This window comes from Mesorhizobium sp. USDA 3734, from assembly GCF_056279665.1.
In genome coordinates this window covers 2,061,466-2,079,116 of record NZ_JBWCCW010000001.1, presented here as the reverse complement: position 1 = coordinate 2,079,116, position 17,651 = coordinate 2,061,466, and the positions used below count along the sequence as shown (strand labels likewise).

Annotated in this window: 18 protein-coding genes; 9 read left to right on the top strand and 9 right to left on the bottom strand. The window is 63.4% G+C overall.

From position 1 onward, the window contains the following. Positions 1–29 precede the first annotated feature (29 nt). The 5 genes from ACZ89F_RS09980 to ACZ89F_RS09960 all read left to right on the top strand — a co-directional run bounded on the left by ACZ89F_RS09980 (position 30) and on the right by ACZ89F_RS09960 (position 5,236). A complete protein-coding gene (locus ACZ89F_RS09980) occupies positions 30–1,124 on the top strand; it encodes a TIGR03032 family protein (protein ID WP_476091543.1) in 1,095 nt (364 codons plus the stop codon). 223 nt (positions 1,125–1,347) lie between these two features. Then, positions 1,348–2,376, top strand: a complete 1,029-nt coding sequence (locus ACZ89F_RS09975; RefSeq protein WP_476091542.1) for a sulfate ABC transporter substrate-binding protein — start codon at positions 1,348–1,350, stop codon at positions 2,374–2,376. 22 nt (positions 2,377–2,398) lie between these two features. Then, positions 2,399–3,250, top strand: a complete 852-nt coding sequence (gene cysT / locus ACZ89F_RS09970; RefSeq protein WP_476091541.1) for a sulfate ABC transporter permease subunit CysT — start codon at positions 2,399–2,401, stop codon at positions 3,248–3,250. Beyond that, a complete protein-coding gene (gene cysW / locus ACZ89F_RS09965; protein ID WP_476091540.1) occupies positions 3,243–4,127 on the top strand; it encodes a sulfate ABC transporter permease subunit CysW in 885 nt (294 codons plus the stop codon). Before cysT ends, cysW begins: the two co-directional genes overlap by 8 nt. A 68-nt stretch (positions 4,128–4,195) precedes the next feature. Next, positions 4,196–5,236 (top strand): sulfate/molybdate ABC transporter ATP-binding protein, encoded by a 1,041-nt coding sequence (locus tag ACZ89F_RS09960; RefSeq protein ID WP_476091539.1) that lies wholly within the window; start codon positions 4,196–4,198, stop codon positions 5,234–5,236. A 59-nt stretch (positions 5,237–5,295) separates the two neighbouring features. Here the strand turns inward: ACZ89F_RS09960 and ACZ89F_RS09955 are convergent, their stop codons facing one another. Together ACZ89F_RS09955 and ACZ89F_RS09950 are read right to left on the bottom strand one after the other, a co-directional pair. After that, complete coding sequence (locus tag ACZ89F_RS09955; RefSeq protein ID WP_476091538.1) at positions 5,296–5,781, bottom strand: GNAT family N-acetyltransferase; 486 nt, start codon at positions 5,779–5,781, stop codon at positions 5,296–5,298. Between the two features lie 5 nt (positions 5,782–5,786). After that, positions 5,787–6,062 (bottom strand): type II toxin-antitoxin system TacA family antitoxin, encoded by a 276-nt coding sequence (locus ACZ89F_RS09950; RefSeq protein WP_476091537.1) that lies wholly within the window; start codon positions 6,060–6,062, stop codon positions 5,787–5,789. A gap of 199 nt (positions 6,063–6,261) precedes the next feature. On the opposite strand from ACZ89F_RS09950, the gene ACZ89F_RS09945 reads away from it, so the two are divergent. The 3 genes from ACZ89F_RS09945 (at position 6,262) to ACZ89F_RS09935 (ending at position 9,181) form a co-directional block, all read left to right on the top strand. Further along, complete coding sequence (locus tag ACZ89F_RS09945; RefSeq protein WP_476091536.1) at positions 6,262–7,248, top strand: sulfate ABC transporter substrate-binding protein; 987 nt, start codon at positions 6,262–6,264, stop codon at positions 7,246–7,248. A gap of 254 nt (positions 7,249–7,502) precedes the next feature. Then, complete coding sequence (locus ACZ89F_RS09940; protein ID WP_136622569.1) at positions 7,503–7,952, top strand: RrF2 family transcriptional regulator; 450 nt, start codon at positions 7,503–7,505, stop codon at positions 7,950–7,952. A 77-nt stretch (positions 7,953–8,029) separates the two neighbouring features. Then, entirely contained in the window at positions 8,030–9,181 is a 1,152-nt protein-coding gene (locus ACZ89F_RS09935) for a hypothetical protein (RefSeq protein WP_476091535.1), read from the top strand. Here the strand turns inward: ACZ89F_RS09935 and ACZ89F_RS09930 are convergent. The 7 genes from ACZ89F_RS09930 to ACZ89F_RS09900 all read right to left on the bottom strand — a co-directional run bounded on the left by ACZ89F_RS09930 (position 9,176) and on the right by ACZ89F_RS09900 (position 17,176). Beyond that, positions 9,176–9,724 carry a gluconokinase gene (locus tag ACZ89F_RS09930; RefSeq protein WP_476091534.1) on the bottom strand — a complete coding sequence of 183 codons (549 nt, stop codon included), beginning with the start codon at positions 9,722–9,724 and terminating at the stop codon, positions 9,176–9,178. The genes ACZ89F_RS09935 and ACZ89F_RS09930 overlap by 6 nt on opposite strands. A 2-nt stretch (positions 9,725–9,726) precedes the next feature. Continuing rightward, entirely contained in the window at positions 9,727–10,713 is a 987-nt protein-coding gene (locus ACZ89F_RS09925) for an ABC transporter permease (protein WP_476091533.1), read from the bottom strand. Further along, the gene (locus ACZ89F_RS09920) at positions 10,710–11,690 is read right to left on the bottom strand and encodes an ABC transporter permease (protein ID WP_476091532.1); all 981 of its coding nucleotides are present in this window, start codon (positions 11,688–11,690) and stop codon (positions 10,710–10,712) included. Before ACZ89F_RS09920 ends, ACZ89F_RS09925 begins: the two co-directional genes overlap by 4 nt. After that, a complete protein-coding gene (locus ACZ89F_RS09915; protein WP_476091531.1) occupies positions 11,687–13,234 on the bottom strand; it encodes a sugar ABC transporter ATP-binding protein in 1,548 nt (515 codons plus the stop codon). Before ACZ89F_RS09915 ends, ACZ89F_RS09920 begins: the two co-directional genes overlap by 4 nt. Before the next feature lie 80 nt (positions 13,235–13,314). Beyond that, entirely contained in the window at positions 13,315–14,442 is a 1,128-nt protein-coding gene (locus ACZ89F_RS09910) for a sugar ABC transporter substrate-binding protein (RefSeq protein WP_476091530.1), read from the bottom strand. Positions 14,443–14,745: 303 nt separating this feature from the next. Next, positions 14,746–15,774 carry an HTH-type transcriptional regulator GntR gene (gene gntR, locus ACZ89F_RS09905; protein ID WP_476091529.1) on the bottom strand — a complete coding sequence of 343 codons (1,029 nt, stop codon included), beginning with the start codon at positions 15,772–15,774 and terminating at the stop codon, positions 14,746–14,748. Between the two features lie 172 nt (positions 15,775–15,946). Then, positions 15,947–17,176, bottom strand: coding sequence for an MFS transporter (locus ACZ89F_RS09900; protein ID WP_476091528.1), 1,230 nt, complete (start codon positions 17,174–17,176; stop codon positions 15,947–15,949). Positions 17,177–17,353: 177 nt separating this feature from the next. Here ACZ89F_RS09900 and ACZ89F_RS09895 point away from each other — a divergent pair, with 177 nt between their 5' ends. Next, positions 17,354–17,644: a DUF3175 domain-containing protein gene (locus tag ACZ89F_RS09895; RefSeq protein WP_476091527.1), complete on the top strand. Its 291-nt coding sequence runs from the start codon at positions 17,354–17,356 to the stop codon at positions 17,642–17,644. The last annotated feature ends 7 nt before the right edge of the window (positions 17,645–17,651 follow it).

The window sequence follows — 17,651 nt, the reverse complement described above, 5'->3', positions numbered from 1 at the left end:
TCATGAATGTGTCCATCCATGGAGCAAGCGTGAGCACATCCGAGGCGACCAACGAGATCCTGGCGGAAGCCGCGCCTGCCGCCCCGGCCGAACAGCAGACCAACGTCTCGCTGTCGCGCGGCTTCATCAACTGGATGGAGACGGCGCAGTGCTCGCTGGCCTTCACCTCCTACCAGACCGGGCAGCTGTTCCTCGTCGGCCTCACCGGCGACCGGAAAGCGTCCATCCACCAGACCAGTTTCACCAGGGCCATGGGCGTAACCGTTGCCGGACAGCGCATCATCCTCGCATCGGACACCGCGGTGTGGCGGCTGGAGAACATCCTTGGTCCCGATCAGGTCGCCAACGCCGTCTATGACCGCATGTATGTGCCCCGCGCCGCATCCTACACCGGCGACCTGGACATCCATGAGCTGGCCGTCCGCGAGGATGGGCAGATCGTGTTCATCAACACAAAATTCTCTTGCCTGGCAACGCTGAGCCCGACGCATTCGTTCCGGCCGCTGTGGAAACCGTCCTTCATCAGCAAGCTGGTGCCGGAGGACCGCTGTCATCTCAACGGCCTCGCCATGCAGAACGGGCGCGCCCGCTATGTCAGCGCGATCAGCCGATCGGACTCGGTCGGCGGCTGGCGCGACCGCCGCTGGGAAGGCGGCATGATCATCGACATCACCGAAGACAAGGTGGTGGTCGGCGATTTGTCGATGCCGCATTCGCCGCGCGTCCATGACGGCGCGCTGTGGGTGCTCGATTCCGGCCGCGGCTTCCTGGTCCGCATCGATCCCAGGACGCAGGAAAAGCAGAATATCGCCTTCTGCCCCGGCTTCCTGCGCGGTCTGAGCTTTCATGGCCGCTTTGCCATCGTCACCACGTCGCTGCCGCGCGATGGGCTTTTCAAGGATCTGCCGCTGCAGGCCAATCTCCAGACACGCGACGCCGAGCCGCGCTGCGCGCTCTACATAATCGACCTGCATACCGGCGGCATCGCCGAGTGGATCGAACTGAAGGGGCATATCACCGAGCTGTTCGACATCGCCGTCATTCCGGGCTGCCGCTGTCCCTCGTCGGTGCCGCTCAACAGCCCCAACATGGCCTCGCTGATCACCATCGACAGCGAAGGCTGAGCCAAACCTCCCTCGCCGGCGAAGTTCTTGTCCCGGCGGCTCCCAAGCCTAGATGAAACATCAGACGGGCTCGGAGCTCGCTCAATGCGGCCATGAGGAAGAAATTTCTCCACAGAGCGAAAGATCGTCGAATATTTTCTCCAAGGGGGCAAAAAAGGCAACATTGAATGCATCTAATTTCTATCAATTCGGTAGATTTGGCGCGGGTTCAACGGAGGCAGAAATGACCAAACCTCATTTCAGGAAACTGCTCGGCGCACTGGTCGCCACATCTGTTCTATCAGGCACGCTCGGTTTCGCGTTTGCCGATACCACCATCCTCAACGTGTCCTACGATCCGACACGCGAGCTCTACAAGGCCTATGACGAAGCTTTCGTCGCCCACTGGAAGGCCGAGACCGGCGAGACGGTCACCGTCCAGCAGTCGCATGGCGGATCGGGCGCCCAGGCCCGCGCCGTGATCGATGGCCTCGATGCCGATGTGGTGACGCTGGCACTTGAAGGCGACATCAATGCGATCGTCTCGAAGTCGAAGAAGATCAATCCCGACTGGCGCAAGAAATTCGAGAACAATTCGGCACCTTACACATCGACCATCATCTTCCTCGTGCGCAAGGGCAATCCCAAGGGCATCCACGACTGGGGCGATCTCGTCAAGGACGGCGTCCAGGTGATCACGCCCAATCCCAAGACCTCCGGCGGCGCGCGCTGGAACTATCTCGCCGCCTGGGCTTACGCCAACGCCAATGACGGCGGCGACGAGGCCAAGAACAAGGAATTCGTCGGCAAGCTCTACGCCAATGCTCCGGTGCTCGACACCGGCGCGCGCGGCTCGACCGTGACCTTCGCGCAAAAGGGCATCGGCGACGTGCTGATCGGCTGGGAAAACGATGCCTATCTGGCACTCGACGAATTCGGCGCCGACAATTTCGACATCGTCTACCCGCCGACATCGATCCTGGCCGAGCCGCCGGTGGCGATTGTCGACGCCAATGTCGACGCCAAGGGCACGCGCAAGGTCGCCGAAGCCTATCTGGGCTGGCTCTATTCCAAGGAAGCGCAGACCATCATCGCCAAGAACCACTATCGTCCGGCCAAGCCCGAACTGGTGGCTCCGGCGGATCTGCCCAAAACACCTGAAATCAAGCTGATCTCCATCGACGATCCGCTTTTTGGCGGCTGGAAGAAGGCACAGCCTTATCATTTCGGCGATGGTGGTATATTCGACCAGATCTACAAGCCGGCCCAGTGAGCTAAATCTAGATCAGGACGATATGACCACAGCACCCGCGCAGGCTGGGTGGCGGTTCAGACAGCCGAGTGTCATTCCGGGTTTCGGATTGACGCTCGGCTTCTCGCTTGCCTACCTCACCCTTATCATCCTCATCCCGCTGTCGGGGCTGATCTGGCGCTCGGCCGCCTTGGGCTGGCCCGAGTTCTGGTCGATCGCAACCGACCGTCGCACCGTCAACGCGCTTGAAATCAGCTTCGGCACCGCCTTCATCGCGGCCGCCGTCAACGTCGTCTTCGGCACGCTGGTCGCCTGGGTGCTGGTGCGCTACCGCTTTCCCGGCCGCCGCATCGTCGATGCCATGGTCGACCTGCCCTTCGCGCTGCCGACGGCGGTGGCCGGCATTGCGCTGACCACGCTCTATGCGCCGAACGGCTGGATCGGAAAATTGCTGATGCCGCTTGGCATCAAGGTCGCCTACACGCCGCTCGGCATCGTCATCGCGCTGATCTTCATCGGCCTGCCCTTCGTCGTGCGCACCGTGCAGCCGATCATGGAGGAGATCGACAAGGAGGTGGAGGAAGCCGCCGCCACGCTTGGCGCCAGCCGCTTCCAGATCATCACCCGCATCCTGTTTCCGGGCCTGGCGCCGGCCATCACCACCGGCTTTTCGCTGGCTTTCGCGCGCGGCGTCGGCGAATACGGCTCGGTCATCTTCATTGCCGGCAATTTGCCCTACAAATCCGAGATCGCGCCGCTTCTGATCGTCATCCGGCTGGAGGAGTACAATTATCCGGCCGCGACCGCGATCGCGGCGATCATGCTGTTCTTGTCGTTCCTGATGCTTTTGATCGTCAATCTCGCACAGTCATGGAGCCGCAAGCGCTATGGCTGATCCCGAGATCAAATCCTACGCACCGCATCACGAGAGCCGCTCGGCGGCGGTGACCGAGAGCCGGCCGGCGCAGGCCGTGCTGATGGCCATCGTCTTCGCTTTCCTTGGCATCTTCCTGCTGCTGCCGCTGATCATCGTCTTCCACGAAGCGCTGGCAAAAGGCGTCAGTGCCTATACGCAGTCGCTGAGTGATGCCGACACGCGCTCGGCGATCCGGCTGACGCTGCTGGTGGCGGCGATCTCGGTGCCGCTCAACATTGTCTTCGGCATCTCCGCCGCCTGGGCGATCGCCAAGTTCGAGTTCAAGGGCAAGGCCTTCCTGACCACGCTGATCGACCTGCCCTTCTCGGTCTCGCCGGTCATATCGGGCCTCGTCTATGTGCTTTTGTTCGGCGCCCAGGGGCTGCTTGGCGGCTGGCTGAAAGCGCATGGCATCGTCATCCTGTTTGCCGTGCCGGGCATCGTGCTGGCCACCGTCTTCGTCACCTTCCCCTTCGTCGCCCGCGAGTTGATCCCGCTGATGCAGGAACAGGGCAATGGCGACGAGGAGGCAGCGCTCTCGCTTGGCGCCAATGGCTGGCAGACCTTCTGGTTCGTGACCTTGCCCAACGTCAAATGGGGGCTGCTCTACGGCGTGCTTTTGTGCAATGCGCGGGCCATGGGCGAGTTCGGCGCGGTGTCGGTGGTGTCGGGCCACATACGCGGCCTGACCAACACCATGCCGCTGCATGTCGAGATCCTCTACAACGAGTACAACGCCGTCGGCGCCTTCGCCGTCGCTTCATTGCTTGCGGGCCTGGCGCTCGTCACGCTGGTCTTGAAAACACTTCTCGAGATGCGTTACGGCGCCGAGATCGCCGCCGCGCGCGGGCATTAATGCATGTTGCCCAAAAGTGCCTGGCGGTTTTGGGATAACGACATGCATCAAATAAAAAGGTTCTGTCGATGGAAGTTCGCGTTGCCAACGTGCGCAAGGAGTTCGACCGGTTTCCGGCCCTCCACGATGTGTCGCTCGACATCAAGTCGGGCGAGCTGATCGCGTTGCTGGGGCCGTCCGGCTCCGGCAAGACGACGCTGCTCAGGCTGATCGCCGGACTGGAGCGGCCGACGCGGGGAAACATCTTCTTCGGCGACGAGGACGCCTCGCACAAGTCGATCCAGGATCGCAATGTCGGCTTTGTCTTCCAGCATTATGCGCTGTTCCGGCACATGACGGTGGCCGACAATATCGGCTTTGGCCTGAAGGTCCGGCACGGGCCGTCGCGCCCGCCGGCGCAGGAGATCCGCCGCCGCGCCTCCGAGCTTCTCGACCTTGTCCAGCTGTCGGGGCTGGAGAAGCGCTATCCGGCGCAGCTTTCCGGCGGCCAGCGGCAGCGCGTGGCGCTGGCGCGCGCCATGGCCATCGAACCCAAGGTGCTGCTGCTCGACGAGCCGTTCGGCGCGCTTGACGCGCAGGTGCGCCGGGAATTGCGCCGCTGGCTGCGCGAAATCCATGACGCCACCGGCCACACCACCGTCTTCGTCACCCACGACCAGGAAGAGGCGCTGGAGCTTGCCGACCGCGTCGTTGTCATGAGCCAGGGCCGCATCGAGCAGGTCGGCACCGCCGACGACATCTACGACACGCCGAACTCGCCCTTCGTCTACGGTTTCATCGGTGAATCGAGCTCGCTTCCCGTCAAGGTCGAGAATGGCGAGATCTGGCTCGCCGACCGTCCGATCGGGCTTGCCGCGCCCAACGAGCCCTCGGGCGATGCAACGCTCTACTTCCGCCCGCACGATGTCGAATTGCTGGACGGCTGCAGCGGCTGCATCGCCGGCACGGTCGCCGCCAGCCGCCGCGTCGCCGGCACGCGCCGGGTCGAGCTTGAGATCGGCGGCGAGCGCCAGCGGGTCGAAATCGAACTGCCGGTCGATCACCCCGCGGCCCAGAAAAGCCGGGTGGCGTTCCGCCCCGGACGCTGGAAGCTTTTTCCGACTGCCTAGTTATAAGGGGAACATCCCGACCTGGTGGCGGTCGCCTCTTTCGTGCTGAGCGGCATCGACTACTCTTTCAGCGCGCCCTTCAGCGACAACACCAAGGTCATTGGATTCTTCGGGGAAGCCGCGAAGCCATAGTGCTCATAAAAGGCTTTCGCTTCATCCGATATGGCATGAACAAAAACACCACGAATGCCGAGGATCGTCGCAGCGTGACCTGCCCGCAAAACGGCGTCTTGCAGCAGCGCGGCACCCAGCCCCTTTCCTTGCCAGTCCGCGTCGACGGCAAGACGCCCGAGCACGACCATGGGAATAGGATCAGGCATGTTGCGGCGGATGGCGCCGGGTGCCTGCGCGAGATCAAGCCCGCCCGAAGAGAGACAGTAGTAAGCGACAACGCGCGCACCTTCCGCCACCACATAGGTGCGCGACGCGCCGCTGACCTGGTTGGCCCGAGCCCTGCGGCGAAGCCATTGGTCGAGACTTTCCGTCCCGCTTTGGAAGAGGTCGAGATCGTGGTTTTCGGCCAGAGGCGCGGGCGCCGATAGCATCACCCCTACCACGGCTTGGGCACGTTCATAAGGCGTGCAAAACCTTCACCGTTCGGCGGTTCATCGAGGATGTCGAGATAGTGGCGGTAGCTCTCAATATCCACCTTGATCAGTGCCTGGTCGAGCAGCGTGTCCTCTGCCGCACGATAGGCGGCATCGATCATAAAGTCGGAGCGGGTTTTCCCGCGTATTTTCGCAGCGCGGTCAATCAGTATACGCATGTCCTCTCGGATGCGCAGATTGACAGGTTTGGCGTGGGTCTCGGGTGCGGTCTTTGTCATGAAAAACTCCTGTGCTCAATCATAACACACTCGCATACACAATGTGTATCTATCTTCCCTGAAAGAAAATCCTACGAACCGTCCATTTCGGCAACGGTTTTTCTAGGAACGAGCACTAAGCCCTGAACCTATGCCTCGTCGCGCGCCCTGCGCCACGGCTATGGTTCGACCATAAACCATTGCATCGGAGCCTGTTTTCATGAAGCGATTTTTCCTCGGGCTTGCCGCCGTCGCCGGCCTGTTCCTCGCATCCTCTCAAGCGTGGTCGGCCGACAAACTGCTCAACGCATCCTATGATGTCGGCCGCGAACTGTTCGTGCAGGTCAACAAGGCCTTCGTCGCGCAGCATCCGGGCGTCACTGTCGACCAGTCGCATGCCGGCACTTCGGCGCAGGCGCGCGCCATCGCCGAGGGCCTTGGCGCCGATGTCGTTACCTTCAACCAGGTCACCGACATCGACTTTCTGGTCAAGAAGGGGCTCGTCTCGGCCGATTGGCAGAAGGATTTCCCCGACAACGCCTCGCCCTTCTATTCGCTGCCTTCGTTCCTTGTCCGCGCGGGCAACCCCAAGCACATCAAGGACTGGAACGATCTTGTGCGAGACGATGTGCAGGTGATCTTCCCCAACCCGAAAACCTCCGGCAATGCGCGCTACACCTATCTGGCGGCAACCGCCTACGCCAAGGAAGCCTTCAAGGGCGACGACGCCAAGGTGAAGGAGTTCATCACCAAGCTGTTCAACAACGTGCCGATCTTCGACACCGGCGGCCGCGCCGCGACCACCACCTTCGTGCAGCGTGAGATCGGCGACGTGCTGATCACCTTCGAGTCGGAAACACGCGGCATCCGCAAGGAGTATGGCGACGACAAGTTCGAGCAGGTCACGCCCTCGGTCAGTCTGCTCGCCGAATTCCCGGTCGCGATCGTCGACAAGGTCGCCGACGAGCACGGCACCCGCGATCTGGCCAAGACCTATCTCGACTTCCTCTACACCCCGGAGGGTCAGGACATCCTCGCCCAGAACGGCACCAGGGTCCGCGATGCGGCAGTGGAGGCCAAGTACAAAGCCCAGTTTCCCGATGTCCGCCTGCTGACGGTCGAAGAGGTATTTGGCGGCTGGGACAAGGTGCAGAAGGAGCATTTCGCCGCCGGCGGCCTGCTCGACCAGACCTATGGCAGCCGCTGACAAAGCAATATCCAGGGTAAACGAGAGAGCCGGCGCTTTGCCGGCTTTTTCGTTTTGTGCGCCGGAGACCCGGTCTGCAGCGGAATATCGGCCCCGTCCGTGAAAAACGTTACAAAGAATCAACGCGTTTGTGCCTAACGTGCAATCCGGCGGGTTGTTTTCGCGAAACATCATCGCGCGGCGAAAACGTCATTATTTGCACACAAACAGTCGCCAGATGCGGGTGGTTGGGGCTTTTATGGGTTGATCTGGGCATGCTGACAAAAAAAGGCAAATACGGCCTCAAGGCTCTCGTGCACCTGTCCGGCCTGCCGGTCGGCCAATTGGCCTTCGTCAACGATATCGCGGTGGCCAACAACATCCCGAAGAAATTCCTCGATGCCATCCTGGGCGAGTTGCGCAATGCCGGCTTCGTCCAGAGCCGCAAGGGCAAGGAAGGCGGCTATCGCCTCGCCCGGCCGGCCTCCGAAATCAAGATCGGCCATGTCGTACGCGTGCTTGACGGGCCATTGGCGCCGATCCCCTGCGCCAGCCGCACGCAGTATCAGCGGTGTGACGACTGCGACGAAGCGACCTGCCAGGTCCGGCACATGATGCTGGAGGTGCGGCAGGCGATCGCCGAAGTGCTTGATAACCGCAGCCTCGCCGCCATGCGCGATGCCGACAATGATGATTTTCCGGTCGAGCTGACGTCGCAAATCTAACTCCGGCGTTCGCCATCGCAAGGTTGCGCGGTCCATGCCGACGCAGTAAAGCGGGGTTCGAAGAACGGGCTGGACCGATGAGGCTGTCGTGGTTCGCAAAATCCCGCAAGGCGGCCCGCAAGCCGCCATCGGCAGCCAGTTTCCGCACTGAAATCATCGCTGACGTCTTCGTCCCGGAACGGGCCGAGGAGGTGCGTTTCTTCACCCGCAAGCTGGTTCACCCCGGCCGGCTTCGCCGCTTTTCCAACAGGGACCTCCGCGAAAGCCTGCTGTCCGTCTTCTATCTCATGGTCGCGGCGGCCCTGCCGGTGCGTTGGTGGGCGCCGATCTGCGGCCGCATGTCCAGGTTTCGCCTGAAGCGCCATATGCGCAAGGAATTTCCCGCTTACGCGGCCGCCACACGCGCGGTGCTTGGCGACGGCACCGATGCACGCAAGCTGTTCGAGGGATTGCTGGCGGCGCGCCATCGCCGCCGCCTGCAGCTCGCCGCACATCTGGTGGCTCGCCGCTGGTCGCCGACGATCCGGCTGGAGGGGTTGGACGGGCTGCAGTCGGCCTTGCAGCAGGGCCACGGGGCGATCCTCTGGTGCGATCAGTTCACCGCCCAGACCATCATCGGCAAGCGCGCTTTATGCGAGGCTGGTATCGAGGCGCATCAGGTGAGTGTCCACACCCACGGCATTTCCGAAACGGCGTTCGGCCTGCGTTTCCTCAACCCGCCGCTGATCAATGTCGAGAACCGGTTCCTGAAAAGCCGGGTCGCCTTTGATCGCGACGACGCCTATCAAGTCACAATCCGCATCCAGAAGATCCTGAAGCAGAATGGCGTGGTGATGATGACCAACACCATCCATGCCGGCACGACCTTCACCGAGGCCGCCATGGGCGAAAGCGGCTGGACCCATCTCGCCTCGGCGCCGGCGAATTTCGCCGCCAGGGGCAGGACTGCCCTGTTTGCCATGTCGACCTTCGAAGTGGTTCCCTTCATCGAATACCGTGCCGTGCTCAGCCCCGCGCTGATGCCGGAGGCGCCTGTCACCCCGGCACCGGACATAGCCAGGGATGGAACCAGGAACTTGGCCATGCAGGCACACTACATCCTGCTCAAGCGCGACCGCCTGCTGGAGGCGCTGAAGTTCTGCCCCGAGCAGATGATGACATGGTCCCGTCGGCAGCGGCTGACCGAGGCTCAGGACAGCACCGGCATCGGCACGGATGAAGGCTCATGACCGGCGCATCTGGCGGATCGCGGCAGCGACGACTTCACCGACCAGGCGTGTCGCATCGAGCGTCAAGGCCCGCTCATCCGCTGCCGGCGGCTCGAGGATAGCGAACTGGCTATCGACCAGGCTCGCCGGCATGAAGTGGCCCTTGCGGTTGCCGACGCGCAGCCTGGCCGTGGCAGGGTCGATCTCCAGATAGAGGAAGACGATTTGCGGGCAGAAGCCGCTCAGCCGGTCGCGATAGCTGCGCTTCAGTGCCGAGCAGGCGGCAACCACGCCTTCGCCCTTCCCAACCGACGCAGCGATGCGCTCGCCGATCGCGTCGAGCCAGCCTTCGCGCAGTTGATCGGTGAGCGGCTCGCCGCTTGCCATGCGTGCGACATTTTCCGGCGGGTGCAGCCTGTCGCCCTCGATAAAGGTAACGCCCAGCGCGGCTGCCAGTGCAACACCGACGGCCGACTTGCCGCAGCCGGCGACGCCCATCACCACGATGGCCGGAGGCACCGAGCCGGGAGCGCCCGTTGGCGCCTGTGCTGCCTTTTCGTCCACAGTCAGCGGCTTGCCGGCGCGCGGCCGTAGAGCAGCAGCATGGCGACGATGACGACGCCGTAGATGATCTGCCGCCCCGCCTCCGGCATCTGCATGACCGACAGGATGGATTGCAGCAGCGTGATCAGGATCACGCCGGCGACGGTGCCGAGATAGGAGCCGCGCCCACCCAGGATCGAGGTGCCGCCCAGCACGACAGCGGCGATCGATGGCAGCAGATAGGCATCACCCATCGACTGCGCGGCCTTGGAGGCATAGCCGGCGAGCAGCACCCCGCCGAAAGCCGAGAGCCCGCCCGACACGGCGAAGGCGATCATCACCACGCGCCGTGTGTCGATGCCGGAGAGGTAGGCGGCACGCTCGCGGTTGCCGATGCCGTAGACGGTGCGGCCGAAGCTGGTGCGGGTCAGCACGAACACAATTGCAGCACCGATCAGCGCCCAGATGATGACCGCGTTGGGCACGCCCGGAATGGTGAAGCCGGTTGCCAGGTAGCGCATCGCGCCCGTTGCCGAATCCTGCGGCGAGAAGCCACCGGTGTAGACGACCATCAGCCCTTGCGCGACGGCGTTGGTGGCCAGCGTGATGATCATCGAGGGGATACGCAGATAGGCGACGCCGATGCCGTTGACGACGCCGATCAGCATGCCGCAGAGAATACCGAACGGAATGGCGAGCGCCACACCGACTGGACCATAGGCCGCCGCCGCACAGGCCATCATCGCGCCCGCCGCCACCGCCCACGGCACGGACAGGTCGATCTGGCCAAGCAGGATGACCAGCATCATGCCGGTGGCGATGACGCCGAGGAACGACGCCACCTTGAGCTGCTGCAGAAGATATTCAGGCGACAGGAAGCTTCTGGAATAGAGACTGCCCAGGAACAGCAAAAGCACGATGCAGGCAAAGGCCGTCAGCACCGCCGGATCGGCGCGGCGGATGAATCTGGGCATGCGGCCGGCAATGCCGCCAAGCGTCGTTTCGCTCACAGGAACCACTCCAGCCGGTTACGGACCCGAAACAGGGCGAAGGCGCCGAGGCTGACGGCGACCAGCAGGATAACGCCCTGGAACAGCGGCTGCCAGAGCGGATCGAAATCGAAGACGAACAACAGGTCGCCGATGGTGCGGAAGGCCAGTGCGCCGAAGATCGCACCGATCGCGCTGCCCTTGCCGCCGAACAGCGAGACGCCGCCGAGCACCACCGCGGCGATCGAAAACAGCGTGTAGGAGTTGCCGCTGGCGTAGGCCGCCTCGCCCGTATAGGTGAAAAAGGTCAGGAACAGGCCGCCGATCGCCGCCAGCAGGCCGGCCAGCGTGTAGGCAGCGAACTTGCCGCGCCGGATCGGCACGCCGGACATGTAGGCCGCCGTCTCCGACGACCCGGCTGCGTAGGCGGCGCGGCCGAGCACCGAGCGGCTGAACGGCACCCAGATCACCAGCACGATTACCAACAGCACGACCAGGCTCGCCGGCACCACGCCGAACACACGGCCGGTCAGCGCGTCGGCCAGATCCTCATTGACCGAGCCGCCCGGGAATGGCCGCAGCAACAGGCCGATGCCGTAATAGACGGCCCCTGTGGCAATGGTGGCGACGATCGGCTGCAGCCGGCCATAGATAACGATGGCGCCATTGATGGCGCCGCACAGCAGCCCCACCGCCAGCACGGCGATGACGCCGAGCGTCGTCTGCATCGGTGTGCCGACCACCAGCCAGGAGGCCAGGCAGTTGGTGAGCAGGAAGATCATGCCGACGGACAGGTCGATGCCGGCGGTGATCACCACCAGCGTCTGCGCCATGGCGACGAAGGCCAGCAGCACACCCTTGTTGGACGCCGTCTGCACGACATTGGCGGTGAAGCCGGCCGGATGGTTCGAGGTGTAGATGACGAACATGACGATGAAAATGCCGAATGCCAGCAGCGTTCCACGCTGCTCGGCCAGCCAGTAGCGCCAATCTTTCACGCACTTGCTCCCAGGCCCACCGGGCTCTCCTCGCCATGGATGTTGAGTGCGCTTGATATCAGCGCCCGCTCGGTGATCTCGGCGCCGACCAGCTCGCGCTTGACCGCCCCGTCATAGAGCACCAGCACACGGTCGCAGCAGCCGATCAGCTCGTCATAGTCGGTCGAATAGAACAGGATCGCAGCCCCCGCATCGGCAAGCTTGCGCATCAACTGATACAGTTCCTGCTTGGTGCCGACATCGATGCCGCGCGTCGGATCATTGAGCAGGATGATGCGCGGCTGGCGCATCAGCCATTTGGCGATGACCACCTTCTGCTGGTTGCCGCCTGACAGCGCGCCGACCGGAATGTCGAGACCCGCCGTCTTGATTGCCAGAAGGCCGACCATGTCGTCGATCAGCCGCTGCTCGGCGGCGCGATCGATGATGCCCGCCTTCGACAGCCGATCGAGGGCTGCGAAGGACAGGTTTTCGCGCACCGTCATCGGCAACATCAGGCCTTCGGTCTTGCGGTCCTCGGGAATGAGCGCCATGCCGATACCGTCGTCGCGCGCAACGGATGGACTGGTAATCGACACAGGCTTGCCGTCGATCAGGATCTGGCCGCCGAGGCCGCGCAGCACGCCGAAGAAGGCGAGCAGCAATTCGCGCTGGCCCTGGCCGTCGAGGCCGCCGAGGCCGACCACCTCGCCCGCCCTGACGGTGAGCGAGATGTCGTGCAGCCGGTCGGCCCAGGAGAGCTTGCGGGCCTCTAACCTGGGGGCCGCGGTGGCAGGCACGGCCGCCGGCTTGGGCGGAAAGATGTGGCTGTATTCGCGGCCGATCATCAGTTCGACCACTTCATTGTCGCTCTTCGAACCGGCCGGATAGCTGGCGACATTGCGGCCATTGCGGAACACCGTGCACTGGTCGGCCAGTTCGGCGATCTCGTTCATGCGGTGCGAGATGTAGAGCAGCGCCAGCCCTTCCGAGCGCAGCCGCTTCAGCACCGCGAAGATCTTCGAGACGTCAGCCGCCGTCAGCGCCGAGGTCGCTTCGTCGAGGATGAGGATGCGCGGTTTGCGGGCCAGGGCCTTGGCAATCTCGACCATCTGCCGGCGCGACAGTGGCAGGTCCTTGACCAGCGCCAGCGGGTGGATGTCGGCCGCACCGGCGCGTGCCAGCGCCTCTTCCGCAATGCGGCGCTGCGCCTTGCGGTCGATCATGCCGAAGCGTTTGGGCGGATCGGAAATGACGATGTTGTCGGCAACGCTGAGCTCGGGGACCAGCGACAGTTCCTGGAAGATGCAGACGATGCCGGCCTTGTTGGCAGCTCCGGGTGAGGCAAAGGCCACCTCGCGCCCGTCCAGGGTCATGCGGCCCTCGTCGGGCGCCACCACACCGGCCATGACCTTGATCAGCGTCGATTTGCCAGCGCCGTTTTCACCGAGAATGGCGTGGATGCTGCCGGCCTCCACGACGAGCTCGGCCTTTTCCAGCGCCCGCACGCCGCCATAGCGCTTGGATATGCCTTCCATGCGAAAGAGCGTAGCCACACCGTCCATCGGCCCTCCCAGGGCGATTATGGGATTGGAAACAGGCGCCGCAGCCTAAGCCGCGGCGCCAGGCGATAGCCAGCGATGATTTACTGGTTTTCCTTGGTCTGACCCATGATTTCCTGGGCGCTGAAATTGATGCCGCAGGTCGGGAAGGAGTTGCCGACGAAGAAATTGTCGGATTCCTTGGCGAAGTAATCCGTGCCTTCCTTCATATTCGGGTCTTCGGCGATCGCCAGCGGCAGCTTCACTTCTTGCGGCACCACTTCGCCCTCGAGCGCGGCAATCGCCGTCTTGATGGCGACAGCAACCTGGGCAGGGCCCGAACCAGCGGACGAGCACTTCAGCCCGTCGGCCGAATGCGCGGCGCAGAACTTGCGGAAGCCGTTCTCGGTCTCGCCGCCGAACGGCACGAACGGATGCTTGGCGTCGATCATCGCCTGCACGATGCCGGTGTCGCCGCCCTGCCCGGTGATGCCATCGAACGGGCCGTTGGTGGCAATCGCGTCGGCGGTCACCTTCTGCGCCACGCCGTCATCCCATTTGCCGGCGACTTCGGTGACGTCCCATTTCTTGCCGGAAGCGTCGAAGACCTCGTGGATGCCATTGTGGCGGTCGGTGTCTACGGAGGTGCCGGCCACACCACGCACTTCCAGGACCTTGCCGCCGTTCGGTATCTTGGCGACCAGCCACTTGGCCCACAATTCGCCAAGCCCCTTCTGGTCGACATTGACGTTGATGGCGTCCTTGGTGTCGAGGATGTTGTCGAAGGCGACCAGCACGATGCCGGCTTCCTTGGCGCGCTTGATGACCGGCCCGAAGGCGGTCGGGTTCTGCGCGTCGGTGACGATGGCGTCATAGCCGGAATCGATGAAATTGTTGATCGCCGAGATCTGCGCCGGCACGTCCTCGCCGGTCGACACGACCTTGAATTCCTTGAGCTTGGCCTTGACGTCGGGCTGCGCTGCATACGCCTTGGCGGTCTGCACCATCTGGATGCGCCAGGTGTTGGCGATATAGCCATTGGCGAAAGCGATGCGGAACGGGCCTTCCTTCTTGGGATATTTGAAGAATTTCGTATCCGCGCTCCACGGCGCGAAGCAGTCCGCCTGAGCGGCGGGGCCCGGCACGACCTCGGGCCCGGCGGCCATGGCGGCCGAATTGAGCATGACGAATGCACTGGCGGCAACGATGCCACCAACAAGTGACTTGATCATCGATAATCCTCCCGATTGCAGTTCTGATTGTGATTTTCGCTCTGCGAAATTTCCCAGCGATGGACCGGCACCTCCCGCCTCGCCATGCGCGTTTTTTGGCCGCCGGTGGTGGCCGACCCGGTTCCTCCCTTGTCGCCGCCAGCGGGGCGAAAATTATCATATTATCCATAATAAACAAGGTTTAGTTGTCGCTTATGTATAATAAACAGGCGCGACCTGTCGCTTGTCCACCCGTTCACCAAAGATGGTAGCGCTACCAAATTGGTGTGTAAACCGGCATTCGCACAGTCGCCTCTGTGCGTTTCAACGCGCCGTGCTCTCGCGGCGCTTGAGTTCGAAACCGAGATCGACGATCCGTTGCTCCGGCCTGTTGCCGGCAATCGCCGCCAGTGCCATGGCGACTGCACGCCTGCCGATCTCATAGCGATGGGTGCGGATGCTGGTGATCGATGGAAACGCCACCTGCATCATGTCGAGGTCGTTGAAGCCGACGATGCCGATCGTCTTCGGCACCGCGATCGAGGCGCGATGGCACTCGAACAACACACCGAGCGCGATGTCGTCATTGTTGCAGAAGACACCGTCGAGCGTCGGCACCTTGGCCAGCGCGTCGCGGAGCATCTCTCGGCCGAGCGACACGCTGGACAGCACCGGCGTGGTGGTGACAAGGCGCGGGTCGAACAGGCCGGCAGCCTCCATCGCCGCGCGATAGCCGGCAAGACGCCGCTGCGAACGGGGATCCATGCGCGCGCCGATGAAGCCGATCCGGCGGCAGCCCGCCTCGACCAGATGTTCCGTCGCCGTCCGGCCGCCATCGAGATGCGAGAAGCCGACCATCATGTCGACCGGATCGGGCCCGGTCTCCATGACCTGCACCACCGGGCAGCCGGCGCTCTCCAGCAGCTTTCGCGAGGTTGGCGTCTGGTCGATGCCGGCGACGATGAGTGCCGCCGGCCGCTGCGAGCCGAACACCTGCAGCAGCCGCTCTTCCTCGAGGCCGGAATAATGGGTGTTGCCAAGCTGGATGCGGAACGGACTGGCCGACAGGCTGTCATAGATGCCGCGCACCACCTCGGCGAAGACATTGTTGGTGAGCGACGGCACCAGCACGCCGAACACCTCGGCGCGCGCCGAGGCCAGCGCCCGTGCATTCGGGTCCGGCACGTAACCGAGTTCGTCGACGGCGGCCTGGATCTGGCGGCGCAATTCTTCCGAGACACGCTCCGGCTCGCGCAAGGCGCGCGACACGGTGATGGCGCCGACGCCGGCCTTGCGCGCGACATCGGATATGGTCGGGCGGCCGCCGCCCCGGCGTGAGCGCGGCTTGGTCAAGGACGCGCTCCTTGCGACAGGCTGGTGCAACCAAGCGCTTGCAGAACCATATTCTTTGCCACTGTCGCCATGCCAAACCGGCCTATTGCCGCACACACTCGCCTTCCGGCGTCGCGCAGCCTTGGGTGGTTGTCAAGCCGCGCAGTTTCCAAACCAAATGGTCGGGGACAGTTCAGGCCATCACAGCGGCGCCGCGCTTTGCTCTCCAGAACAACAGTCCGATCGCCAGTATGTTCAGCAAATTCCAGGCGATACCGTTCAGGAACGCAGCCGCATAGGAGCCGGTCAGGTCATAGATCCAGCCCGACATCCAGCCGCCGATCGCCATGCCGAAGATCGTCGCCATCATGACGATACCAATACGCTGCCCGGCCTCCTTGGCCGGCATGTAATCGCGCACGATGATCGCGTAGCAAGGCACGATGCCGCCTTGCGACAGGCCGAACACCAGCGACACCACATAGAGCGAGGCAAGCCCGTCGAACGGGATGTAGAACAGCAGCGACAGGCACTGCAGCACCGAGCCGATCATCAATGTCCACACAGCGCCGATGCGGTCGGCGAGAAAGCCCGATGCCAGCCGGCTGACGACGCCGCCTGCCATCATGATCGACAGCATGTCGGCGCCATGCGCCACGCCATAGCCGAGATCCATGCAATAGGCGACGATATGAACCTGCGGCATCGACATCGCCACGCAGCAGCCGAGCCCGGCGACGACCAGCAGCACCTGCAACGCCGCCGGCGACAGCGAGATCGGCTGCACCGTCCGGCTTCCGGGCGAACCGGCGGCGGCCGCCTCAGGAGCGCCGCGCCGCAGCATCAGCACCAGCGGCACCATGGTGACCAGGCAGAAGATGCCGATTGCCGCATAGGTGAAACGCCAGCCTTCCGCCTTCATCAGCGTCGGCATGATGGTCGGCCAGAACGCTCCCGCGAGGTAGTTGCCGGCGGCCGCCGCGGTCACGGCGACGCCGCGCCGGCGGTTGAACCAGTGCGAGATATCGGCGATCAGCGGCCCGAAGATCACCGACGTGCCGACACCGATCAGCAACCCCTGAGCAAGGGTGAATTGCAGGATCGAGGTCGACAGCGCCGCGAGCAGGAGGCCGGCGGAAAGCGCGATCGTAGAGAGCAGCGCGGGGATCCAGTAGCCCATCCGGTCGATGGCGCGCCCGACCAGCACGTTGCCGGCGGCAAAGCCGATCATGGTCGCGGTGTAGGGCATGGACGCCGCGGCGCGGTCGACGCCGAATTCGGCCTGCACGGCGGGCAGCACCACGACGACAGCCCACATGCCGACGGCGCCGATCGTCGCCAGCAGCATCGAAATGGCAAGCCGCATCCAGGCATAGGAGCTGTCGATGCCGGGGCTCGGCCGGCTCAAATCGGTTCGGGTCAAGGCGTTTCCTGTCGGCTGTCTCGAAAATCGGCTGCCGTTTGCGCCACTATCGGCGCATTCTCAGGCCGCAGCAGCGCCACAGCGGGCAAATCCGTGGCTCCAGACCTAAGGCGAATGCAGGAACCGATGCCAGTATGCGGAGTTTCCCGACAAGCAAACCCGCAGAGGAGTCCAGCCATGACCGCCACCAGGAAAAAATGGTCGGCCGAGGTGACCGAGCACAGCGACGCGATGGATCTCGAGGATCACGTCTTCGAATCTGACGACGCCAGGAATATCGCCGCCTCGCTCAAGCGATCCGCCGAACACAGCCACCGGCGCAAGGCCGAGCCGTTCCAGTCCGCGATGTCGATGCTCAACTTCTACATCAACCGCGCGGGCAAGAACCTGCCTGCCACGCGCAAAAAAGTGCTTGAGGACGCCAAGAACGAACTGCGCACCGCTTTCGGGCGCGACAAGGACGACTAGAAGCTAT